Here is a 22,245-nt window from a genome sequence, read left to right on the forward strand (position 1 = left end):
CGGATCCTCCTTCACACGCGCCCGGTACTCGTCAGTCAACGATCGCGCGCAGCTTCTCGACCTGCGCGAGCCGACCGGCCCGGTCTGCCGCCAGCGGGGCCACGGTCAGAGTCGTCACTCCAGCCGCGTCGAACGCCGCGACGCGCTCCTTGACGAAGCTTTCGGTGCCGATGAGCGACACCGCCCGCACGAGTTCGTCGGGAACCGCCGCAGTCGCCTCCTCTTTCTTTCCGGCGAGGTAGAGATCCTGGATCTTCTCGGCGTCCTCCTCGTAGCCGTAGCGGCAGGCGAGGTCGTTGTAGAAGTTCTTGCCTTTGGCACCCATTCCGCCGATGTACAGCGCGAGATGGGGCTTGACCCACTGCAGCATCGGCTCGACATCGTCACCGATCGCCAGCGCTGGACCGGCGTAGATGTTCAGCTCACCGAGGCTCGGATCGCGCTTGGCCTTGCCCGCCGCGAGCGCCTCACCCCACACCGACTCCGCCTTCTCCGGGTAGAAGAAGATCGGCTCCCAGCCCTCGGCAATCTCGGCGGTGAGCGCGACGTTCTTGGGTCCCAACGACGCGATGACGACCGGGATCCGTTCGCGCACAGGACGATTGATCAGCTTCAGCGGCTTGCCCAATCCAGTGCCCTGATCGGCGGGCAGCGGGATCTGGTAGTACTTGCCCTGGTACTGGACCTTCTCACGGCGCCACACCTGGCGGCAGATCTCGACCAATTCGCGGGTACGGCCGAGAGGGGCGTCGTACTTGACGCCGTGGAACCCCTCTATCACCTGCGGACCCGATGCCCCGATGCCCATCACGAATCGCCCGTCGGAGACGTAGTCCAGGCCCGCCGCCGTCATCGCCGTCAGGCTCGGGGTGCGGGTGTAGATCTGGAAGATGCCGGAGGCCAGTTGAATCGTCGAGGTCTTCGCTGCTAGGTAGCCGAGTTGGCTGACCGCATCGAACGTATATGCCTCGGGGACGAAGACGATGTCCAGGCCCGCCCGTTCGAGATCCGCGACTTCATCGACGACCTCCGCGAATCCTCCGCTGTAGTTCAAGCCCATTCCGATGCGCACTGCTACGACCCCATTCCGTGATACAAGTAACGGACGTTACGACACAGTGGACTCTACGACCGCTCCGGTCGAACCACCATCACAGGGCAGTGCGCCTTCTGCACCAGGTCGTTGCTCGTCGACCCGAGCAGCAGGCCACGGAACCCGCCCCGACCACGGCTGCCGACGACCACGAGCTGCGCCTTCTGCGACCATGCGAGCAGGTGGGTGCGCGGGCCGTCGATGTAGAGCTCGCGCTTGACCTTGACGTCCGGGTACCGCTCACTCCATCCGGCGAGACGCTCGGAGAGCACCACCTGTTCTGCATCCTCGAAGGCCCTCGGGTCACGGATCGCGCTGCGCCCGCCGGCGAGGGTGCCGTGAGGGGTGTCGCTCCAGGCGTGGATCGCCACCAGCGGTACACCCCGCTGCGCTGCTTCATCGAAGGCCACCGCGGTAGCGCGCTCACTGGTGGGGCTGCCGTCGATTCCGACGACGACGGGGCCGTCGCTGGGAACCTCGCCGTTGCGCTGGTGGACCACGACCACCGGGCACACGCCGTGGCTGGCCGCGTTCACCGCGGTCGAGCCGATGCCACCGGCCGCGCCACTTCCCGACGCGCCGAGTACGAGCGCCCGTGAATCCTCGGACAGCGATACGAGCCAACGCGCACCGCCGAGGCTGGAGATCTCGGTGGAGATGTCGAGATCGGGCGACACCTCGCGCGCCGCGGCGGCCGCGCGGGCCAGGATCTCCTTGCCCTCGTCCTCCATCCAGTCGAAGATGCCGGCGACGTCGAGATAGGGCGCTCCGTACGTATAGGCCGAGAAGTTCAGGGCATGGATGATCCGCAGCGACAGATTGCGGTCTGCGCACATCCGTGCGGCCCAGACAACCGCCGCCTGCGCGGCGTCCGACCCGTCGACCCCGACCACAACGGCGTTCGCGTCCCGTGCGGCCGACGATTCCTTGACCCTGTACTCCATGCCCTCTGAGGTCATCTCGCTCACCCTCTCCCGTGTACCTGAAGCGGTGCGGCAGTCGTGGTCGATCCCTTGATCGAGCCGATCGCACTGCCACCCTCGACGTTAGTCACTCGCGCGGGGGTACGCGGGGGTCAGTCAGTCCCGCACTGCTCAGGACCAAAGTCCCTGCCGTTCAGGCCAAAGGTCGGGACCTCCGGGCGGTGGGCGCGAGCCCCGTCACATTTAATTGGAATCGCATTTACCAGTTTTTACCGTCGAGCCCATGCAGCTGACGCAGTTCACCGACCTAGGCCTGCGGATCGTCATGCGCCTGGCGGCCGGGTCCGCCACCGACGCGGGATCTGCACCCAGCACTCGGGCGATCGCGCATCAGCTCGCCGTGTCGTATACCCACGCTGCGAAAGTGGTTGCGCGACTGAGCGAACTCGGCATCGTCACCACCCGCCGGGGCCGCGGCGGCGGACTGGCGATCACGGAGCTGGGCCAGACGGCGGCACTCGGCTGGCTGACGCGACAGCTCGAGGGCGATGCCGAGGTCGTCACGTGCGAGGGCGACAGCCCCTGCCCCCTACGCCACGGATGCCGCCTCCGCTCCGCCCTGCGTGACGCTCAGAACGCCTTCTACGACGCCCTGGACGCACTGACGGTCCACGACCTCACCACCGCTGGATCTGCCCCCGAGAACCTGCTGCTGACGCTCACCGCGCCGACAGCGAACAAGCCCTGAGTACCCGAAAGACCGTAGAACCCGACCGACAGGAGAATCCGATGCTCACCGAGGCCTCGAAGGAAATCGTCCGTGCGACGTTGCCCGTTGTGGGAGCCGCGATCGGCGACATCACGCCGCTGTTCTACCGCAAGATGTTCGCAGCCCACCCGGAACTCGAGCGCGATCTGTTCAACCGCGGCAACCAGCGTCAGGGCGAGCAGCAGAAGGCGCTCGCCGGGGCCATCGCCGCGTTCGCGACATTGCAACTGGAACCCGACCCAGCGCGCGTCGAGATGATCCTGTCGCGCATCGCGCACAAGCACGCCTCCCTGGGCATCACCGCAGACCAGTACGAGATCGTGCACAAGTACCTGTTCGAGGCGATCGTCGAGGTCCTCGGCGAGGCCGTGACGCCGGAGGTCGCGTCTGCCTGGGACGACGTCTACTGGCTGATGGCCGACAGCCTCATCTCGATGGAGGCCCGCCTGTACCAGCAGGCCGGCGTCGAGGCCGGTGACGTGTGGCACTCCGTTCGGGTGACGCGCCGAACCCTCGAATCGGCCGACACCGCCTCGTTCACGCTCGCCGCGACGGACGGATCCGCGCTACCGACGTTCACACCGGGCCAGTACATTTCGGTCGCCGTGCATCTGCCAGACGGCGCCCGGCAGATCCGCCAATACAGCCTCGCATGTGGTCCCACCGAGGACGAGTGGCGAATCACCGTCAAGCGGATCACTCCCCACTCCCTGCCCGACGGCTCCACCGCCCCCGCCGGTGAAGTATCGAACTTCCTGTACTACAACGTCTTCGAGGGAGACGAGTTGACCGTATCGCTACCGTTCGGCGATCTGGTCCTGCCGGATGATGACGCACCGCTGGTACTGATCTCGGCCGGAATCGGTTGCACACCAATGATCGGCATGCTCGAGCACCTCGCCGCGACCGACGACAAGCGCAACGTTTCGGTGCTACACGCGGACCGCTCCGCCGCACACCATGCACACCGCGCCGAACTCACCGAACTGGTGGAAAGACTGCCGTCCGGCGTTATGCACCGCTGGTACGAGGATCTGGGAGCGCGCGAGTCCTTCGCCAGAACCCAGCTGGGCCGAGTCGATCTCACCGACATCACCCTCGAACCTGGCACCCGCGCCTTCCTGTGCGGTCCGCTGCCGTTCATGCTCGCGATGAAGAAATCCCTGATCGCGCGTGACGTGCCTGCCGAGAACATCCACTACGAGGTGTTCGGCCCGGACAGTTGGTCCGGCGCGGCCGCGTAGACGCCCGAACCCGGGTTGTCGGCGACCTCACGTCGTCGACGACCCGGGTTCTGGGCGAGCGGGGCGAGAGTGTTCTAGCGTGAGGTGTGGCCCGACCGCAGTTGATTCTGACCCCGCTGTCTCCCGCGGCGATCTTCCTCGTGCTCACCATCGACGAGGGTGGAGAGAACACCACCCGAGAGCTGCTGGCCGACATCGACGGTCTGCGTAAGGCCGTCGGATTCCGGGTGCCCGGCTCGGGACTGGTGTGTGTGACCTCCGTCGGTTCGTCCGCGTGGGACCGATTGTTCGACGGCCCCCGGCCCGCCGAGCTGCACGCCTTCGTCGAACTGGACGGTGGTCGGCATCGAGCCCCGGCGACCGACGGTGATCTCCTGTTCCACATTCGCGCGGTATCGATGGACCTGTGCTTCGAGCTGGCCTCGAAGATCGTCGGACGGCTGCGCGGCGCGGCGACCGTCGTGGACGAGACGCACGGGTTCCGGTATTTCGAACAGCGTGACCTGCTCGGGTTCGTCGACGGCACCGAGAATCCCGAGGGCGTCGAGGCGGCCGAGGCTGTGCTGGTCGGCGACGAGGACCCTGCGTTCGTCGGCGGCAGCTACGTCATCGTGCAGAAGTACCTGCACGACTTGGACTCGTGGAACGCGATCTCCACCGAGGAGCAGGAGAGCGTCATCGGCCGCACCAAGCTCGACGACATCGAGCTGGACGACGACGTCAAGCCGTCGAATTCGCATGTCGCCCTGAACACCGTGACCGGCGACGACGGAGCCGGGCGCCAGATCGTGCGCGTCAACATGCCGTTCGGCAGCCTCGGCGCCGGCGAATTCGGCACCTACTTCATCGGGTACGCGGCCACGCCCTCGGTCACCGAGGAGATGCTGCGCAACATGTTCATCGGCAAACCCGAGGGCAACACCGACCGCATCCTTGACTTCTCCACGGCCGTCACCGGCGGTCTGTTCTTCACCCCCGCCGTCGAGTTCCTCGACGACCTCCCACCTGCGCCGGATGCCCGACACGTGGGTACCGAAGACACGAGCCCGTCCCTTGCCGCCGACGGATCGCTCGGAATTGGCAGTCTGAGAAGGAGTTCCACACGATGAACAACCTCTATCGCGGTCTCGCCCCCATCACTGACGCCGCCTGGACGTCGATCGAGGAGGAGGCGACCCGAACCTTCAAGCGGCACATCGCCGGACGCACCGTCGTCGACGTCTCGGGTCCGCACGGCGACGACTTCTCCGCGGTAGGGCTGGGGCGGACCACCGCAATCGATGCTCCAGCGGCCGGCGTGCAGGCGCGCCAACGTAGGGTGGCCCCGCTCGTGGAGTTGCGGGTGCCGTTCACGCTGTCACGCGAGGAGATCGACAACGTCGAGCGTGGCGCACAGGACGCCGACTGGGACGCCGTGAAGGAGGCCGCGAAGAGGATCGCATTCGCCGAGGACCGCACGATCTTCGAGGGCTACGCCGCCGCGGGTATCGAGGGAATTCGTGCGAGTTCGTCGAATCCGCCGCTGCGTCTGCCCGAGGACGTTCGCGACGTACCCGAGGCGATCAGCCAGGCCCTGTCCGGGCTCCGTCTGGCCGGCGTCGACGGACCGTACTCGGTGCTGCTGAGCGCCGAGGCGTACACACAGGTCAGTGAGACGTCCGACCACGGCTACCCGATCCGCGAGCACATCCGGCGTCTCGTCGACGGCGACATCATCTGGGCCCCTGCGATCGACGGGGCGTTCGTGCTGACTACTCGCGGCGGCGACTTCGACCTGCAGATCGGCCAGGATCTGTCGATCGGCTACCTGTCGCACGACGCCGAGAGCGTCGAACTGTATTTCCAGGAGTCGTTGACTTTCCTCTCCTACACCGGCGAGGCATCGGTTGCTCTGACTCGGTGACGGGAGTCGTGGCCCACGCCGCCCGTACTCCGCTCGCCGAACAACCGCCCGCCGGACCTTCAGCCCGTCTATCGTGCGACGACACGACCGGTTCAGCGCGTAGGCCCCCCGGCGGCTACACTCCCTAACTGCGGTTCGGCGAAACCGAGTTCGGTCCGCTCCGCCCTCGTAGCTCAGGGGATAGAGCACGGCTCTCCTAAAGCCGGTGTCGCAGGTTCGAATCCTGCCGGGGGCACATATCCCATAACATCCCACCTCTTGAGGACCGGCCTGACCAGCTGAAATCCAGATTGAGATCTGTCCCGATATGGCGAGCGATCGGGCCTTCTGGGACTCAAAGTGGAGAGTAATCGGAGAGTGACAGCTCCTCGACGCTCCACGACTTGGAAGCCCAGGCGTCCAGGTGGTAAATCGAGTTCGACCCGTCTGGGTGGTTGAGTCCGAGGCACTGTTATCCGCTTCCGGGCGCAACTTCTGCTCCTTGACGTTGGGGGTGAGAATTTCTCGTACCACCGCCGCCCTCGGCGCTGCCGTCGTATGCACCCCCAGGACGAAGGAGCAGCCCGACGCTGAGCGCTCTGCGACTGAACTGGAGTTCTCCGTTGCCGCAGCCGACCCCGAGGCGGCGCGCGCTCCGCTTCGTGACCACGAGAGCGACCCCAAGTAGCGACCACCTCAGACGGATTCGATCGCTCGGGACGCGCATCGACTGCGCGACTCGGAGACACCTGACATGATCAACGCCATGCCTGAACAGATCACAACTGGTTGGTATCCAGACCAGCGGTTCTGGGACGGGGCGAACTGGACATCCGCCACTCGCCCGCGTCCACCAGTCACCACGAAAGGTGCAGCGCCGCCGGCCACTGCTACCGAGGGCGCCCGGGCGGGGTTTGCGATGCTCCAGTGGGTCCTCGCGATCCTGGCGGGCATCAGCGTCATCGTCACGATCGTGATGTTCAGTATGGGAGTAGACGCCGGGTACAGGAACTGCGGAACGCTCATGAACTCCCAGTACGACAACCTTGAGTGTGCCAAGGCATTGAACGATAGAGCCGACCAGGCCGGTATCGCTGTCGTGGTGATGCTGGTTCTGATCGCGTTGACGATCGTCGCGACAGTTCAGCGACAAAAGCTATCGAAGTCGGAGCCGTAGCCAGCGGCGCCGAGACGACGAAACGCCCCCACCCAGCGAAGGGTGAGGGCGTTGGTCGTGTCTAGGTCAAACTCGAGAACAGATCGCCGGCCAGGGCACGAAGCTCGACCTCATCGCCATCGGTGATGAAAGCCGCTACTGTCTTCTTGGCTGAGGAGCTGCCTGCGTATATTCATACGAAGCTAATCTCCGGTCCGTCCTTGAAGATCCGGATCGCCACGTTTGTTGCTCGTGGTGTCGTCGGCATGAGTTCCTTGTGCACGTGAGGCTAGTCCGGGGCCGGGTGTGGCACGAGACTGGCCTCCAAGATCCTGGCGGTGCGGATATTGGTATTGGGGGAGGTGGCAGCGCCGGAGATCCTGATTTCGTCCCCGTCCCGAAGGCCTTCGAGCGTCCGCGTCATCACGGCGTCCCACCCGATGGCTCGGTGATCCTGACTTTCGTAGCCTGCGTCGTACTTGTAGTTGCCGCGCGAGTCGTAAACCCGTATGTAAAGCCGTCGCTCGGCCCACGAAATATGAATCGGAGTCGAGTTCCAGCTATGAGCAACCGCGAAAACTCCGGACCCGTTGCCGGAGACGGTGAACGAGGCAAGCTTCGTGAGAAGCCATCCGCCCGAGCTGGCATCGGAGTCCGCAACGAGGACACTGGACTGTTCCCCCCAGGACGCGGACCGAAGATACTTGTGGACCACATTCCACTTCGACCCGTCCCACAGATAGGCGGAGTCAATCCGTCGATCCCCGACATACAGGTGGTTGACGTACTCGCTCCCGAAATGCATAGGCATGGCGCTCAGTCCGGGATGCAGTAGAGGACGTTCGTCGACGGGCTCGACGGCAGCGAAGTAGTAAGCACGATCTTGTCGTCGACGTACCTTTTGGTCGCCGCGTGGCTGTTGTTGTTCGGGTCGGCGACTTTGACTCGCCCGTTGTTGTCGCGGTACATGATCGTGTTCGCGGTGTTCCCATCGGTGTAGGACACAGTCGTGTCCGAGCCTGTGTCACCAGTGGTGTAGACCTGGTTCGTATTGGACGTAGAGGCGACCTTGGTTCCGATCAAGCTCGTGAGCTCGCCGACAGTGTCGGCGTTATCGGTAAGAGCATCCGCCAGCTCGTAGACGGTGTCCAAAGCCTCTGGCGCCTGGCCGACCAGATCGGCAATCCCGAGATCCACGCGGGCATCCACCTGAGCCTCGGTGAGCCGGGTGTCGACCCGTTCGTCCACGTACTCCTTGGTGGTCGCGTGTCCGGTCGCGGTCGGAGCGCCCACCGACAAGGCACCGACATCGTCACGCTTCGCAAGCGCCCCAGCCGTGGCGTCCGGAGTCGCCGACCGCACTGCCGGGATCGTGGGCGCATCCGCGGTTCCGCTCAGGTCCCCGGCCAACTTGATCTTCCCGAGCGTGCTCGCCGTGGCTGCCGGGATAACTTCCGCCGCCTGTCGTGCCGACTCAGCCGCATCGTCCGCCGCCTGCTCTGCCGCCGCGCGCTCATCCGCCGCCACCTCCGACGACGCCTGCGCCGCGTCCGCGTGCGCTTGCGCCGCGTCCGCGTGCGCCTCCACCTCGGCGCGCACCACGGCGGCCCCCTCCTCGACCACGCTCTGCACCAGCGCCTCGGACGCCTGGGCACGATCCGCACTCGACGCGGCCTGGGAAGCCGATGCTGACGCGGCGTCGCGGGCAGCCTCCAGGGCGGCCTTGGCGTCCTGGGCGGTCGTGGCAGAGTTCGCCGCGTCGTCAGCCTTCGTGCTCGCCGCCGATGCGCTCGACGCTGCCGCTGTTGCGGAGTCTGCGGCAGCGGTCTGGGATGCTTCGGCTCCCGCCCTCGCGGTTTCCGCTCCAGCCTCGGCGGCGCTCGCAACCTGGCGGGCAGACTGCGCATCCGTCTTCGCGGTCTCCGCCTTCACCTTGGCGGTCTCGGCCGCGCCGCGAGCTGACTCGGCCTGCGACGCACTCGACTCCGCCGCGGTCGCAGCCGCCCACGCCTTCGACACAAGCGGTTCCGGAAGCTCCGTAACCTGTTCTACAAGATCGATCACATCCACGGCATCGTCAGACTCGGGGATGTTCACATCTTGTCGGAATACCCAGGAGCCCAACTGAATCCGCAACTTCGCTGGCCCCGGCTCCAAGCCCGGCATGGACAGCACCCCGTCGACGATGTCGAAGCGGTGCTCGACCGGGGTCACCGTGCCGGTGCGATCCACCGACGGCCGGATCGCCGTCGATCTGACGGTCGCCGTTCCGTTGCCGCGCCGTCCGGCGATGTCGAAGAGATCACCGACAACATCAGTCATGTTGGCCTCCGTCTTTCTTGTACAAGCCGTGGTCGTCGAACGGGATCCATCGCAGTCTCGATACGAAAACCAGTGGTTCGGTCATAGCTGCAACTCATCTCGCAGCGTGTCGGGGATATCGGGCGTTCTCTCACCTGGGAGGAGACGGCCTGCCCAGGCCAGCAGGTCGCGAATGAAACCGATCGCTTCATCCAAGAGCGTTGTTTTGTGGGCGTTCTCAGCTTCGAGAACCTGAATACGTTGCTCGTGCTGGCCTAGTCGTTCGTTGAGCGGGCCGACGAGTGACGCCGCGGCTTCGGCGATGATCTGTGCGGCCTCGGCGTTCGATCGGCGACGATTCATCACCGCGTGCACGATCGTCGAGAATGCACCGCCGGTCAGCATGGCCAGCACGAGCTGCACCAGCGTCGACACACCTACCCCCGGCGAAGCAGGGAAGCCGTCTCACGGTCACCGACACCGCCCGACGCCAGCGAGGACAGCAACGATGCCAACGCCGCGGTGCCCACGACAGCGAGGGCGTTGCCCCAGTCCAGGTCTAAGACGGTGGTGCCGACAACGAGCAGCGCGGCGAACGCTTGAACGGCGGTTTTGATGGCGCGCTCAGCGGCGTCGCTCCAGAAGGTGATGGTCCACATGTCAGTTGCCCTCCTGGAAATTCTTGATCGCCGATACGGCGTCGACGAGCGTCAGGTTCTCGCCCTTGCCGTTTTTCCCGAGCTGCGGCCACGGGCCGAGCTGGTCAAGGATCAGGTCGAGCTTGCGGTCTATCTCGTGGTACTGCTCGGGGGTCACGGATTCTCCAAGAGTCGGGGCGGGAGCGGGCGCCGGTGCGGGCCCGTAGATCCCGAGGTGGTTGTTGTTCAACTTCGCGGCGAACTCGGCGACCCGGGGATCGCCTTCACGCCAGCCGATCTGGTAGTGCATCTCATCCGGCCTGTTCCAATCCCGGCCCCAGAAGATGGACCCCTCGAACAGCCGAAGGCCTTCGCGGACCTTCGCGATGCGGGCCGCGGGCATGGTCCGCAGACCCCACGGGTACCGCGGCGCGTTGATGTCGAGAGCGGTGCCGGACAGGTGATTTGAGGTACGCACATCGTTCGTCGCTGACCAGCCCCACACCGGAGATGACAGTAGCTCGACGTTGTGGTGGTACCACAACAGCCACGCGTTGAGGATCGTCGCAGCATCGCCGACCCGCACTGGTGCGGTGTTTGTGTACGGCAGCACGTTCGCGACCACACACATGTCGCGGTCGACCATGCGCCACCCGTTCTCGGAGTAGTCGTTACCGTAGGCGGTTCGGAAGCTCATTGTCCGGCCTCTCTAGCTCGTTGCATTCGCGATGCCGAGGTGGTTGATTTCCTGCACGGTGATGCCCCTGTCGCCTAAGGGTTGTGAACGGTTCAGGCGTCCGGTTCTGGTTCGAACTCTGCTTCTGGTTCTGGTTCGGGTTCGGCAGTGACGACCTCGTACGGCTGCCCGTGCTCGAATCCTCCCGCCGCCCAGAGCGCTCCTGCGGGATCTGCGATGCCGACCATGGACCCGGCCAGTCGATTCATCACCACTGCGGCTCCGGATGGGCGGGCGGGGACGATGATCGTCTCGGGGGCACCGAAACCGTTGGTGGTGAACACGGTTACGTAGTCGTGTGACCGGTTCTGTGTCCGGTCCCTCAGTGGCGCCGACAGCTTGTAGCACTGTGCCGGGCCCGCGAAGCCGGGCACTTCTACAACCACGAGCGTGGCAGTGGGCATAGTCGGAACTTCCTCTCAGTCGTGTAGGTATTCGATGATCGTGACTGCGCCACTGGCGCCTGCTGCGCCCGCGCCGTACACCGAACCGGTGCCCGCTCCGCCACCGCCGCCTCCACCGCCGCCGGCGGGGAATCCTCCTGCTTGCGGAGATTGTCGTGTCTTACCGCCGCCGCCTCCGGCTCCGGACTGGGATACTTCCCACCACACTGGGTGGCCGCTGCTCGCAAACCCCGACCGGCCTCCCGCGCCGGAGACGTTCGTGCCGCCCCCGCCGCCTCCGCCGCCACCGGCCATGACGTCGACGACGCCTGAGGAAGTGGCCACACCGGGATTCCCGACACCCTCCGAGGTGGCATCGCCGCCTGCTCCGCCGCGCATCACGGAGAACCCGCCGAGGCCGCCGCGGCCTGGCACAGCCACGTCGTCGAAGGCGAGCCCGCCGCCGCGACCACCCGCCGCGGTCACGAAGTCTCCGAAGGTGGACGGTCCACCGTCCTGGCCTCGGTACCAATACCCATCCTGTTCCGGGGGAGTTGGACTAGGGTCACCGCCGGCACCGACGGTGACCGGTACCGAATCCGGCAGCTGCGACGCCACCATTCGCGGACCGCGCACAGCCCCGCCGCCACCGCCGCCGGGGCCGCCTCGCTCCCAATCCCCACCACCACCGGAGGCTCCGCCACCACCGGCGCCGCGCACCACGACATCGATCGCATACAAGCGTGGGGGTTTGTACCAGGTGTCAGATGCGGTGAATACCACCAGGTTCGACCGGCCCATGGGTTAGGCCATCCTCTCGATGACAAACACCAGGCCGTTGGCCCCATTGCCACCGCGCACGTAGGAGCTGTGGGTGCCGCCACCGCCGCCCGCCCCGGCCGGGAATCCCCCGTGACCGCCGCGCGCCGAGTAGGTGCCGCCCCCTCCTCCGCCGCCACCGGTGGCGATGATTTTGTTCGGTTTCGCGCCGTCCCCGCCACCTCCGGCGCCGCCGGCGGAGATACCGCCGATACCGCCGGACTGGGGAACGTTGTTGCCCGGGTCGTCGGTCGCGCCGCCGCCGCCCCCGCCACCCCCGCCGTAGAGAGCATATGGGCTGGTCGAGTGGCCGCCCGGGAACGCGGGTCCCTCTCCGTACACCGCACCGTATCCGCCGACGCCGCCGGGGATCATGCCCGCCCCGGAATCACCGCCCGCGGGCAAGATGCTTGTGCTTCCGCCGATACCGCCGCCACCGCCGCCTGCGGTCAAGTAGTCCCCGAACACGGTGTCGCCGCCGCCGTGGCCGTGGTCTCCTGCGGACTGGCCGCCCTCGCCTCCCACACCTATTTCCACGCGGATCGGGTCGTACACACCATCGGCGTTCTTTTCGAGCAGCACGGCGGGGATCGTGGCGTGCACCTCACCGCCGCCACCGCCGCCACCACCGCCGACACGGCCGGGCCCAAGTGTGGCCCCCTTTCCCGCCCCGCCGCCTCCGCCCCCACCGATGAGGATCAGCTCGAGGGAGACCACCCCGGGCGAGGGGGTGAACTCGTTATTGCCCTCATACTTGGTGGCGTTGCCTTGCAGGATCATCTGGTCGATCAGCGCCTCCATATTCTCGACACGGCCGGAGTGGTCCCTGATGATCGACAGGTCTCCGACGTAGTCGCTGGAGACAAGGTTCTCGATGGCTGCGCGGATGTTCTCGAAGCCGCGCAGGATCCCGCCTTGCCCCATCAAGTTGTCCTGGGCACCGATGTATCCGTCCAACAGTTCGCGTTGTTTCGCGCGAACGTCGTCCTCGGTCATCGCCTGCCAGGCCGCGAAGCCGCCGGGGGCCAGCGCGTCGTCATGGGACCCGCCGTCGGGTGCGGTCACGATGCACCTCCTCGGCGTGCGAGCGCGGCCTTGATGCGCAGTTGGTCGCGGATGGCCGCACACCGACTTCCGGGGATGGACGACTGCGCCGACTTGGCGGGGACGCCCATCTCACGGCAGATGGCGAGTACCTCACTGCTGGTGTGACCGACCTTCTTCGCGAGGAAATGGACACGGATCTTCTCGGGCCACTTCGGTGGCTCGGTCACCGTCGCCGGTGCCGGTTCCCTAGGTGGCGTCGATTCTCCGTCGAGTTCGAGTGCCTGACGCCGCACCTCGTCCTGCATCACTTTCGACAGAGACTTGAGGTCGATCCCCTGTGCCTCGTTCGGGTCCGGCGGGTGGTCCTTCCACTCCCCTGCGGCGAACATCGGGGACAGGTCACCGGACCGCGGTGGGTGGTACCACGTCGTCCGTACCTCGACATTCGGCGGCCCGCCGTACTCGTACAAGCGCTTCGACAGGACCTTGAGGTATTCGACCGGAAACGGCATCGGCGCACCCTTGATGCCGGGGATGGCCATCAACGCCGGGAGCCACGCCTCTTCGGGGACGGTGATATCGCAGTTCTCCGAGGTGGGAAACTCCCCCTCACGTAGGGCCATGTGCAGGTTCTCCTTTGGGAGGTCAGAACACACCGAGGGCGTGGATGGACGCGAGCACGCCCTCGAGCTTCTCCATGGCGCGCTGGGCGGGGTCTTTCAGTGCGGAGCTGTCGCCGATGATCGGCATCCACTCGGCCGGGCTGTCGCGGTCCCACGCGAGCGTCAGCGATCTCACGCGGTCGACGTGCACCGTTCCAGTCCAATCACCGGGCGCCTGCGCACTGATGCGGTCGTCGAGGAAGAAGTGGCCAAGACCCTGGTCGCCAACGAGCCAAGGACTGGCGTCCGCGATCGAGAGTTCGTGCGTGAACCGGGGTCGTGTGGCCCAGAAGCCGGCCCGCAGCACCATGAGCGAGCTGAGCGTGTATGCGCGGTCTGCGCCGTCCTGGAAGGACTCGAAGTATCGGATCCACCCCGATTCCTGTGCTCGCCGGGCGCTCTTGGCCGAGACCCAGGCGCCGACGGTGTCCATGAACATCGGTGAGATGACCGCGTCGGCGACCCCGCCGAGCGGGGGTACGAGGGGGACCATCGCCGACAGGTCACCGACCATCTGGATCGTGGCGCGAATCGCCTCGTTCACCCCGGGCATCGAGTGTCCACCGCAGTTGACCTGGACGCCCTTGCCCTGGATACGAGTGAATCTCGCTGTCTGCACCCCGGTTTCCTCACCCTCCGGGAAGAAGACGTAGGGGGCGCGCTTGTCGGTGCTCTTCTTGCCGGGTACCGAATAGTCCGACGGCATGTCGGTGTCGTCGATCGGCGATTCGACCGTGTCGATGTGGTCGTGACCGTCGGGGCCACCGTCGGTGAAGTTCGCGATCGTCCGGGCCAGGCCGTCCCACAGGGTGCCCCCCTTCGCGGTACCCGTGTAGTAGCCCGACTTATCGACGATGTCGATGACCAGACAGCCGTTACGCAGGTTCGCGCCCTCCCACGGGGGGTCGTCGCCGTCGAGCCACCTGCGGCACACCACGGACAGTTCGGCGTCTTCGAGGATGGGTTTGGCGACGTCGTGCCAGTTCTGCCACCGGGAGGCGACAAACCCCCACAGAATCCCGTCCTCGAGATCGGACATGAAGCTGTGCGGGGCGACGACGACCGACCAGTTCGACATGTCCAGTCCCGAGGTCCACGACGCCGGATCGAGGGGATCGTCGGGCAGCGACCACAGGGACGTTTGCTCCCGCATGACCTGCAGGAACAAAGTCAGCAGCAGCGCCCACCGGGCACCGCCGGCAAGCATGAAGATCCGCGGAAACTGCAGCGCGGCAGGAAGGAACGGATTGGACCAGACCGTGTACCACTTGACGAACTCGTAGTCATGGAGAAACCGCACCACCAGCACGACCGTGCCGTCCTCGCGTTTCTCGACCGAGGCGTCCTCCATCAGTCCGGACCAGCGGGCGCCGTCCTTATCGACGGTGACGAGGACGGTGCGCTTCTCGCCGCGATCCATGCGTCCCTGCTCGTCCCAGATCCACCGTGCGGTGTAGTGGTCGAACGGGATCTCGAGCAGGCCCGAGCCGGTGTCGTTACTGACCCACTCGAACCGGCCTAGGTATTCGGCGGCGACCTCGCCCTGCCAGTTCCCTTCGCCGTCCCACAGACGAGTCAGGGGCGGCTCGAGGCGGCGCAGGGCCTCGCGTTTCTCGTGTTCGCGGGTCTCCTGCCAGATGGCCTCGCACCGTTCGAGGAGGGTGTCACCCTCGAGGACGGGTGTCGTCATGCGTTTACTCCAATCCCCATGGCCGCGACCACCGTCGCGGTTGACGAAGCAGGACACCGGCACCGGGTGCCGCGTTGGTGACGTAGACGGGTACCTCGGTGGGCGGCGTGTACGGCGGCACCTTGTACAGCAGTCGTCTACCGTTGGTGCGGCCCACCATGTTCGTGTCCGCGAACGCACGAACAGGAAGTTTCATCCGGTCCACCTCGACCGTGGCACCGCCGCCGTCTTCCGGGACGAGTGCGGGCAGGGTGTAGATGCGTTCGGAATCATCGCGGCCGGTAGCGAAATCGACGCCGGGAACACGCGCGTACTCCGGACCGGTCCAAGAGAAATCCGGAAGACCGAAGACGGCGCCCGCGGGACCGTTGACAACCCAGGTGTGCATCATCGGCTGATCGGTGGGATTCGAAATCCACACCTTGCCCTCACCCGAAGTGCCCGAGGTCAACTCCCAATGCGACGGGAACTGTTCATTGCCGAGAAAGTCGTCCTCGAACCACATCGGGTCGAGTGCGACCGTGGACATCGGGATGAGCCCGTTGCCTTCAGAGATCGGGTCGAATTCCGGTTGGAATCCGATGGATTCGCCGAGGATCAGCCGCAGGCTCCGTGACCCGGACAGCTCCGTCGTGATCTGCATCTTCGCCAGCTCGGCGGCCGCATTCCATGGGTCGCGTTGGTAGCTGAACGCTTTGCGGATCGCCGAGTCCCGAACCTCCCACGGGCTGGTCTTCTCCCCGAACACGTGCAACCCGAACTGCACACTGCGCACCGGGTGTTTCGTGCCCTGCAGGCTCCCTCCGATCTGGAACGCACCCTCTTTGATAATCACCTTCGTCGGCGCGTCGTAGAAGCCCTGCATGTCGGTGCCGAGCAGGACACCCTCCTCGCCCTGCCCTTCACCAGAAATGCAGAAGTAGCTGCCGTCGGCCCCGAAGATCTCGACCTTCGCGCCATTGGTGTCCGCCACTGTCAGAACCTCGATCCCGCACCGAGTGCATTCAGGTTGTTGATCTGGCGCACGCGGCGCTCGTTCTCTTCGACGTCCCGGGTGTGGAACACGTAGGTGGCACTCGGGCGTGAGGCGAGCCGGCGAACCTCTTCGGCGAGCTCGTCGAAGGCTGGCCAGGCCGAGGCGCCACCGGGGCCTGAACCGCTGCCGGCCATCACCCGCCGGTAGTCCGCCTCTTTAGCTGCCGCCCAGACCTGTTCGACGTCACCAAAGGGGTGCTGTGCCGCCATCCCAGGCTGGAAGGGGCTGCCCGGCGTGGCCGGCTTCTGCTGCTGCTCCTGCATGTACCGGGCCAGACTGGCACCGCTGGTGATGGCGGCGCCGACCGCGCCGAGCCCCGAGTCCAGCCCGATGACACCGAGGGTGTCATCGAGGTAGCCGGTGACGAACGACTTCGCCACGTTTCCCACGAGGTCCACCGGATCAGCCGCCGTGAACATCGAGTCGGACGAACCCTTACCCCTCGGCTCGGTCAGGTTGTTGTGAGCGATCTGCAGCGCATCGTCGGCATCGTCTCGATCGAGCTGGGTCGACTCGGGATCTGCATACACCTCGTTGCGGCGCAGGTTCGCCCTCTCTACCGCACGTTCGAGCTTGCGCTGATCGAGTTCCTCTTCGGTGTAACTCATTGTGAGACTGGGGGCCTGCGGCGCCGGACTCTCTGGCTTGCTCTTGTCGAACTTTGCCTGGGACTCGGTGAGATCCCTCTTCGCTTGCCCCTGGGGCATCGCGTTCGCGGCAGAGGCAGACCCTGAGCAATCGCATGACCGGTCGCCATCGCAGCAGAACGGGCATTCCCGGTCCGATTCCGCACCCGGGAACGACTGGGTGCGGTTGACCCGGCCGCCCTCGGCGTAGCCCGGAAGCTTCGGGAACGTGCCCGCGTTGATCGCGGCGAGCTCCCGGTCGTAGCGCTCCGAGGAGCCGCGATTGATGATCCACTCCCCGGCATCGACGCGGGCGATGGGCATGCCGCTCGCGGCGACACCCAGGATGCCGTCGACGGTGGCCGTCCCCGGCCCGGTCGTCGGCAACCTGCCGCCCGCGGCCTTGCCGCCGGGTACATACCCCCTGCCGTCCCTCCCGACGGTGCTCCCGCTGGATCGGCTGTCGCCGGAGCCGTTCGTGTCGCCGGAGCCGTTCGTGTCGCCGGTAACCACGACCTTGACTTCCGCGGTCCTCTGTTCGGCAGCCTTGTCAAGCTTCTCGCTGAGCAGCTCGGCATCGCCGAGGGCATCCTGGATGGCAACCTTGACGTCAGGGTGGACCTTGGCTTCGTCGATCTCCTGCAGCTCCTTGAGGCTGACCTCCGTGCCTTCTTTCAGCTTGTTAAGGATCAGTTCGATCTCCGGGGTGATCTTGGATTCGTCGATGCTCTTGAGTGCGTCGATGGCTTCCTGGTTCGTCAGCCGAAACTTGGTGTCGTCCGCCGAGATCTCCGGTGTCGCGTCCTGGAGGTCGAGTTCTGTGATCCGGGCCAGCACGGCATCCATGCTGGCCATCGACAGGCTGTTGTCGGCAGTGATCTTCACATCCTTGCTGTCGGGGATGTCTTCCACCTCGAAGCCGACTGCGCGGAGCATGTTCTCGGCCTGCTCGTCGATGGCGAGGACCTCGATCTCTTTCTTTCCAGGCTGGGAATCGAACGCGTTCTTTACCGCGACCAGATCCTGGGCCACCTTGTCGCCGCCTTCGAGCGCGACATGGAGCTTGATCGCCTCTTTGTCGAACCCGAGCCCGGTAGCCCACTCGCGGACCTGACCTGTATCGACGCCGTACGTAAGGGCTCGTGCCGCGAATGCTTCCTCGTTCTTCGCGAACAGCCGGTCAATGTCCTCGCCCTTGAGGGCCGCGGTAACCATCGCCTCACGTAGAGCGAGGAGGTCCTCCTGCAACCTGCGACCGTTCTCGAGGTCCAGGTTGAGGGCGTTGTTGTCACCTACGACCAGCGAGTTCGGGCCCTCCGTGCCGTAACCCAGAGACTGGTTGATCGGGTTCTCCTCTGTGGGGACCTCGGACAGCTCGTCGATCTTCTCCTCGTAGTCGGCCACCGCCTCGGCGAGCGAGACGTCGCGGCCGGCGATCGTGTCGAGCACGGTCAGCAGGGCCGAAGCCTTCGACTCCGCGTTGGAAGAGGAGTCGGCCAGGGTTTCGATGGACTCGACGATGTCAAAGATGCCGGGCGTCAGGTTCTTCGCCGACTCCCGCATCCGATCGAATTCTTCACGCTGCTCCCTGGCGAAGGCGATGGCGTCTTCCCCGCCCTCGGGGGCGGTTTCCAGAGTTTCCAGGAACTTGGCGAACTCGGCGTCCGAACCGGCCACAGCCTCGGCGAGCACCTCGGAGTCGACCTTGAGATGCTCGAGCGCCGTCGAGGTGCGCTCGGCCGCCTCGCCCATCTCGCGCGCGTTCCGGACCTCCTCTTTGTCCCAGCGGAAAGCCCACTGCTCGTCCCACCATGAGGGGGCGTTCTCGGCGGTCGATTTCAGGCCGTTGAGAGCCACGTCGAGGGCGGCGACCTGGGCGGTCATCACGTCGCCGTCGATCTGGCCCCCGGATTCCTGGAAGGCAGCACCGACATCACGTTGCGCGGCAGCGAATTCGAGAGCCGTCTTTCGCGCGGCCTCCTCGGCCTCCTTGACGGAGTTAGCGGCACCTATGATGCTGGTCACCGCAACCGCGGCGGCTGCGATGCCGATCATCCAGGGCCCGCCGAGCGCGGTCAGTAGACCACCGGCTGCGAGCTTCATCCCGGAGATGCCTGCGGCGGCCGTGCCACCGGCGACCGCGCCGAAGTTGGCCGCGCTCGAGGTGGCGTTCCGCAGGGGCGCAACAAGGCCACTGGATGTGGTGGCGAGGCTCCGCTGGTTGGCGGCAAAGGCCTTCATCCGATCGGACGTGGTGCGGAAGGCCGAGCCCATTTGACCGATCGCCGGTGAGCGCGCCTCGAGCACGGCGACAGAGGCCCCGAGTCGGGAGATCGACTGACCACTCGCGGCAGCCAGGGTCGACTGAACGGCCATCTGTTGGCCGAGCCGCTGAAATGCCCCGCCGGCACTGGAGATCGATGTAGTGAGCGCGGAACTGAATCCGGTCACCCGGAGGGCGACCAGTGCGGCGGTCGCGATCTGGACCGGGGCGGGTAGATCCTGGAAGAGGTCGACGACCTCACTCACACCGGAGATTACCTCCGCAGCACCGCGGGCGAAGAACTCGAGCGGGCCGTCGACGAGTTGGTAGATCTCGAGCCCGAGAGTTTCGGCGGAGTTGGAGACCGCTTCCATGGCGCCCGGCAGACCCTGCCACCTGGCGGCTGCCACCTCGGCAGCGGTGCCTTCCTTGTCGATTGCGGTCGACATGGCGTCAAACCCGGATAGGGCTTGCTCGGCAGCCAACTCGGCCAGGAGCATGGCCTCGGAGCCGAACAAGGTCGCCGCGGCGGCCTGATACATCTCCGGAGACATTCTCTTGGAAGCTGTCTCGAGCTGCGCGAACAGCGAGGGCAGGCCGACGAATTTCTCTTCGGCGTCGTAGACCGTCAGACCGAGTTCTTCGATCGCCGCCTTGGCCGGCTTGCCCTGGTCGGCGAGCGCGAGCAGGGCGCTCTCGAGCAGGGCTCCGGAGTCGGAACCGACGATGCCCGCGTTGGCGAACATGGCCAACGCCGTGGTGGTGTCGGCGACGTCCACGCCGAACTGGTTCGCTACGGTACCTACCTGCTGAAGCGCTTCTGCCACATCAGGAATCGAAGCCGAGCTGGAGTTCGCCGCGCTAGCAAGGATGTCGGACACCTCTGCGGCGTTCCCAGCATCCAGGCCAAACGCCTGCAGTGCGGCGGACTGGTACTGCGCGGCGTCGGCGGCATCGATCTGAGCGGCCGTGGCCAGCTGCAGCGTCCCCTTGGCAGCGGACATCGCCTCGTCGACCGTGAACCCCGCCTTGACCAGGGCGGTCATGGCGTCGGCCGCCCCCTTGGCGGACACTCCAGGCAGCTGGATGTCCTTGCCGAGTTCCTTGCTCAGCTTGGAAGCCCGGGCCAACTCCTCGGCCGTCGCGCCGGAGACGGCCTGCATCGAGTTCATGCTGTTGGTGAACTCGTTGCCGATATCGATTACGGCCTTCGCGCCGGCGGCGACGCTGAATTCGACACCGAAGGCGTCACCTAGCTGCGCGGCCTTGTCCACGGCACCGCGCAGGCCGCCTTCCATCGTCGACAAGAAGCGGCGAGTGTCGGGGACGACCTCGATGTCAATCTGGCCACCGGCCATCAGGGCCTCCAAGGTGTGTGTGCCGCAAGGAGCGGTGAGGGCGTGCGGTCGGACGGTCGGTCTCGGTTCGGGCGAACGACCGATCAGTCCCGGCCGAGAAGTGCGGCGAGCTTGCGCGAGGGGCTCAGCCCCGCCTGCAGTGAGGGTGGGGTGGAATGCTTGGCGACATCGGCGAGGTACTTCTCGACCAGCTTCGCGTGCGTCTGGGGCGGACGGAGCGCAACGGGTGCGAGCAGTGGGTGGGGCGGCGGCTTGCGGCCGGACGCCTTCCACCGTGCCCGCGCGGCCTTGACCTCGGGGTCGTCCGGGTCCGTAGTCCACTGCCGGTACTCGGAGCCGAGCCAGTAGTCGTCACGATCGACCAGCATGGCCAGGTTCTCGGCACCCCGAACATCGCGTGCGTCGTACTCGACTACCCCTGCGGCGAGCTGCGCCACATCGCGCCAGGGAAGTTCCCGTAGCGCGACGCGCAAGTCCAGCTGGTAGTACCGGCGGAAGCCGGTCAGGGCTGCGCCCCAGCCATCCCGGTGTAGGAGGCAGGCAAGGGCGCGACAATTTCCCCCTCGGTGAGACCGCTCATTTCGAACACCTTGTTGAGCAGCGCAGAGCAGTGGGTGACCGAGAGTTCGGCCAAGGCCTGCAACAACTCCGAAGCGACTTCACCGACGATGATCTCGAGAGCGGCGTCCAACCGGGTCGCAGCGACGTGCGCCATGAAGCGGACCGCCTCCTCGCCGGTGAACGAGCGCCGGATATCGACGTCGATCCCGCGGAAGGTCGCCTGGATCGGCTCGAGACTCTCGGTATCGAGCACGGACAGTAGGTCGAATCGGTTGGCCTCGGCCTCGGGGGTGGCGGCCGGACCCCCCGCAGGCGCATCCGGGGCCGGATGAGCCGTGCGGGAGGCGGCCTTTCGCGGGGCGGCCTTCTTCGCCGCCGTCTTTCGGGTGCCTGGCATGTGGTGCTACTCCGTTCGTATGCGGATCGGGTTAGTTGGCGAGGGGGTCGAAGCTGGTCAGCGGGATGACCTTGTCGAGGGCGAGGAGTTCGAACTCGAAGCCGTCGAGAGATTCCCCGCCGAAAACACGCGGCGGCGGGGTCGTCAGGGTGACCCTGCTGCAGTAGAAGCCTGCGGAGCCCTCGTCGTCACGGAGGATGAACATCGCTGCGAAGTCCTCGTCGTCGCCCGGGTTCCACTGGAAGACGCCGGTGGCCGTTTCGGCGATGTCACCGCCCTGCAGGGCGGTCAGCACGGTGGCCTTCGAGTAGTCAGTGGCGCGCAGCTTGATCCGCTCCTCGAGGGTGCCCTTGACCGCCTTGTACGGGGCCGCACGCCGGTTCCACACCGGCAATGTCTTCAGATCACGGCTGGGGTTGACCTCGAATCCGGCCTCGATGCCGCCGAACGCATCCCAGGCGACCACAGGATCGGAGCCGGTTACCGGTGCGATGGCGAAAGGGTCCTCGGGCATCGCCGTGCCGGCCGCCGCGCGGTAGACGTCGCCGTCGAGCCAGACGTAGGCCTTGTTGGGATCTGCGTGAGTGCTCACAATTAGTTCCTCCTGATCTGGGCTCACGAAAGTAGTGAGCGCATGGGGAGCCCCACCCCGGGCACGCCA

At 65.9% G+C, this 22,245-nt stretch carries 22 protein-coding genes and 1 tRNA gene; 6 read left to right on the forward strand and 17 right to left on the reverse strand.

The window, feature by feature from the left end; genetic code table 11:
* Nucleotides 1–31: 31 nt before the first annotated feature.
* Together EGT50_RS09675 and EGT50_RS09680 are read right to left on the reverse strand one after the other, a co-directional pair.
* On the reverse strand, nt 32–1,072 hold the full coding sequence (locus EGT50_RS09675; RefSeq protein ID WP_127953538.1) for an LLM class F420-dependent oxidoreductase: 1,041 nt from the start codon (nt 1,070–1,072) through the stop codon (nt 32–34).
* Between the two features lie 53 nt (nt 1,073–1,125).
* Nucleotides 1,126–2,052 (reverse strand): universal stress protein, encoded by a 927-nt coding sequence (locus tag EGT50_RS09680; protein ID WP_127953542.1) that lies wholly within the window; start codon nt 2,050–2,052, stop codon nt 1,126–1,128.
* 247 nt (nt 2,053–2,299) lie between these two features.
* Here EGT50_RS09680 and EGT50_RS09685 point away from each other — a divergent pair, with 247 nt between their 5' ends.
* The 6 genes from EGT50_RS09685 (at nt 2,300) to EGT50_RS09710 (ending at nt 7,088) form a co-directional block, all read left to right on the forward strand.
* Entirely contained in the window at nt 2,300–2,764 is a 465-nt protein-coding gene (locus EGT50_RS09685; RefSeq protein WP_127953545.1) for an RrF2 family transcriptional regulator, read from the forward strand.
* A gap of 41 nt (nt 2,765–2,805) precedes the next feature.
* Nucleotides 2,806–4,029 (forward strand): globin domain-containing protein, encoded by a 1,224-nt coding sequence (locus tag EGT50_RS09690; RefSeq protein WP_127953548.1) that lies wholly within the window; start codon nt 2,806–2,808, stop codon nt 4,027–4,029.
* An 86-nt stretch (nt 4,030–4,115) separates the two neighbouring features.
* The gene (locus EGT50_RS09695; RefSeq protein ID WP_127953551.1) at nt 4,116–5,138 is read left to right on the forward strand and encodes a Dyp-type peroxidase; all 1,023 of its coding nucleotides are present in this window, start codon (nt 4,116–4,118) and stop codon (nt 5,136–5,138) included.
* Nucleotides 5,135–5,932, forward strand: a complete 798-nt coding sequence (locus EGT50_RS09700; RefSeq protein WP_127953554.1) for a family 1 encapsulin nanocompartment shell protein — start codon at nt 5,135–5,137, stop codon at nt 5,930–5,932. Before EGT50_RS09695 ends, EGT50_RS09700 begins: the two co-directional genes overlap by 4 nt.
* 162 nt (nt 5,933–6,094) lie before the next feature.
* Nucleotides 6,095–6,167, forward strand: a tRNA-Arg gene (locus EGT50_RS09705).
* A gap of 510 nt (nt 6,168–6,677) precedes the next feature.
* A complete protein-coding gene (locus EGT50_RS09710) occupies nt 6,678–7,088 on the forward strand; it encodes a DUF2510 domain-containing protein (RefSeq protein WP_127953557.1) in 411 nt (136 codons plus the stop codon).
* 268 nt (nt 7,089–7,356) lie between these two features.
* Here the strand turns inward: EGT50_RS09710 and EGT50_RS09715 are convergent, their stop codons facing one another.
* The 15 genes from EGT50_RS09715 to EGT50_RS09790 all read right to left on the reverse strand — a co-directional run bounded on the left by EGT50_RS09715 (nt 7,357) and on the right by EGT50_RS09790 (nt 22,176).
* Nucleotides 7,357–7,878, reverse strand: coding sequence for a hypothetical protein (locus tag EGT50_RS09715; RefSeq protein WP_127953559.1), 522 nt, complete (start codon nt 7,876–7,878; stop codon nt 7,357–7,359).
* Between the two features lie 5 nt (nt 7,879–7,883).
* Complete coding sequence (locus EGT50_RS17005) at nt 7,884–9,389, reverse strand: hypothetical protein (RefSeq protein ID WP_164873373.1); 1,506 nt, start codon at nt 9,387–9,389, stop codon at nt 7,884–7,886.
* Between the two features lie 81 nt (nt 9,390–9,470).
* A complete protein-coding gene (locus tag EGT50_RS09725; RefSeq protein ID WP_127953563.1) occupies nt 9,471–9,803 on the reverse strand; it encodes a hypothetical protein in 333 nt (110 codons plus the stop codon).
* 2 nt (nt 9,804–9,805) lie between these two features.
* Nucleotides 9,806–10,027, reverse strand: coding sequence for a holin (locus tag EGT50_RS09730; RefSeq protein ID WP_127953566.1), 222 nt, complete (start codon nt 10,025–10,027; stop codon nt 9,806–9,808).
* Nucleotide 10,028: 1 nt separating this feature from the next.
* Nucleotides 10,029–10,703: a M15 family metallopeptidase gene (locus EGT50_RS09735; RefSeq protein ID WP_127953569.1), complete on the reverse strand. Its 675-nt coding sequence runs from the start codon at nt 10,701–10,703 to the stop codon at nt 10,029–10,031.
* 92 nt (nt 10,704–10,795) lie between these two features.
* Nucleotides 10,796–11,146 (reverse strand): hypothetical protein, encoded by a 351-nt coding sequence (locus EGT50_RS09740; protein WP_127953572.1) that lies wholly within the window; start codon nt 11,144–11,146, stop codon nt 10,796–10,798.
* Between the two features lie 15 nt (nt 11,147–11,161).
* On the reverse strand, nt 11,162–11,926 hold the full coding sequence (locus tag EGT50_RS09745) for a glycine-rich domain-containing protein (RefSeq protein WP_127953575.1): 765 nt from the start codon (nt 11,924–11,926) through the stop codon (nt 11,162–11,164).
* 3 nt (nt 11,927–11,929) lie between these two features.
* Nucleotides 11,930–13,009, reverse strand: a complete 1,080-nt coding sequence (locus EGT50_RS17010) for a glycine-rich domain-containing protein (protein ID WP_164873374.1) — start codon at nt 13,007–13,009, stop codon at nt 11,930–11,932.
* A complete protein-coding gene (locus EGT50_RS09760; RefSeq protein WP_127953585.1) occupies nt 13,006–13,614 on the reverse strand; it encodes a translation initiation factor IF-2 N-terminal domain-containing protein in 609 nt (202 codons plus the stop codon). The genes EGT50_RS17010 and EGT50_RS09760 overlap by 4 nt, the downstream gene beginning before the upstream one ends.
* A 22-nt stretch (nt 13,615–13,636) precedes the next feature.
* Nucleotides 13,637–15,343 (reverse strand): Gp37-like protein, encoded by a 1,707-nt coding sequence (locus EGT50_RS09765; protein ID WP_127953588.1) that lies wholly within the window; start codon nt 15,341–15,343, stop codon nt 13,637–13,639.
* Between the two features lie 4 nt (nt 15,344–15,347).
* On the reverse strand, nt 15,348–16,316 hold the full coding sequence (locus tag EGT50_RS09770) for a hypothetical protein (RefSeq protein WP_127953591.1): 969 nt from the start codon (nt 16,314–16,316) through the stop codon (nt 15,348–15,350).
* A 2-nt stretch (nt 16,317–16,318) separates the two neighbouring features.
* Entirely contained in the window at nt 16,319–20,626 is a 4,308-nt protein-coding gene (locus EGT50_RS09775; protein WP_127953594.1) for a phage tail tape measure protein, read from the reverse strand.
* Between the two features lie 83 nt (nt 20,627–20,709).
* On the reverse strand, nt 20,710–21,063 hold the full coding sequence (locus EGT50_RS09780) for a hypothetical protein (protein WP_127953597.1): 354 nt from the start codon (nt 21,061–21,063) through the stop codon (nt 20,710–20,712).
* Nucleotides 21,064–21,128: 65 nt separating this feature from the next.
* A complete protein-coding gene (locus EGT50_RS09785; RefSeq protein WP_127953601.1) occupies nt 21,129–21,584 on the reverse strand; it encodes a hypothetical protein in 456 nt (151 codons plus the stop codon).
* A gap of 31 nt (nt 21,585–21,615) precedes the next feature.
* The gene (locus tag EGT50_RS09790; RefSeq protein ID WP_127953604.1) at nt 21,616–22,176 is read right to left on the reverse strand and encodes a hypothetical protein; all 561 of its coding nucleotides are present in this window, start codon (nt 22,174–22,176) and stop codon (nt 21,616–21,618) included.
* Nucleotides 22,177–22,245: the final 69 nt, after the last annotated feature.

This window comes from Rhodococcus xishaensis, from assembly GCF_004011825.1.
In the GTDB taxonomy this organism is placed as follows: Bacteria; Actinomycetota; Actinomycetes; order Mycobacteriales; family Mycobacteriaceae; genus Prescottella; species Prescottella xishaensis.

Excerpts from the sequence above, each read along its gene's own strand:
- EGT50_RS09680 (WP_127953542.1), bottom strand. The coding sequence starts at position 2,052 with ATGACCTCAGAGGGCATGGAGTACAGGGTCAAGGAATCGTCGGCCGCA.
- EGT50_RS09685 (WP_127953545.1), top strand. The coding sequence starts at position 2,300 with ATGCAGCTGACGCAGTTCACCGACCTAGGCCTGCGGATCGTCATGCGC.
- EGT50_RS09690 (WP_127953548.1), top strand. The coding sequence starts at position 2,806 with ATGCTCACCGAGGCCTCGAAGGAAATCGTCCGTGCGACGTTGCCCGTT.
- EGT50_RS09700 (WP_127953554.1), top strand. The coding sequence starts at position 5,135 with ATGAACAACCTCTATCGCGGTCTCGCCCCCATCACTGACGCCGCCTGG.
- EGT50_RS09710 (WP_127953557.1), top strand. The coding sequence starts at position 6,678 with ATGCCTGAACAGATCACAACTGGTTGGTATCCAGACCAGCGGTTCTGG.
- EGT50_RS09715 (WP_127953559.1), bottom strand. The coding sequence starts at position 7,878 with ATGCCTATGCATTTCGGGAGCGAGTACGTCAACCACCTGTATGTCGGG.
- EGT50_RS17005 (WP_164873373.1), bottom strand. The coding sequence starts at position 9,389 with ATGACTGATGTTGTCGGTGATCTCTTCGACATCGCCGGACGGCGCGGC.
- EGT50_RS09730 (WP_127953566.1), bottom strand. The coding sequence starts at position 10,027 with ATGTGGACCATCACCTTCTGGAGCGACGCCGCTGAGCGCGCCATCAAA.
- EGT50_RS09735 (WP_127953569.1), bottom strand. The coding sequence starts at position 10,703 with ATGAGCTTCCGAACCGCCTACGGTAACGACTACTCCGAGAACGGGTGG.
- EGT50_RS09740 (WP_127953572.1), bottom strand. The coding sequence starts at position 11,146 with ATGCCCACTGCCACGCTCGTGGTTGTAGAAGTGCCCGGCTTCGCGGGC.
- EGT50_RS09745 (WP_127953575.1), bottom strand. The coding sequence starts at position 11,926 with ATGGGCCGGTCGAACCTGGTGGTATTCACCGCATCTGACACCTGGTAC.
- EGT50_RS09760 (WP_127953585.1), bottom strand. The coding sequence starts at position 13,614 with ATGGCCCTACGTGAGGGGGAGTTTCCCACCTCGGAGAACTGCGATATC.
- EGT50_RS09765 (WP_127953588.1), bottom strand. The coding sequence starts at position 15,343 with ATGACGACACCCGTCCTCGAGGGTGACACCCTCCTCGAACGGTGCGAG.
- EGT50_RS09775 (WP_127953594.1), bottom strand. The coding sequence starts at position 20,626 with ATGGCCGGTGGCCAGATTGACATCGAGGTCGTCCCCGACACTCGCCGC.
- EGT50_RS09785 (WP_127953601.1), bottom strand. The coding sequence starts at position 21,584 with ATGCCAGGCACCCGAAAGACGGCGGCGAAGAAGGCCGCCCCGCGAAAG.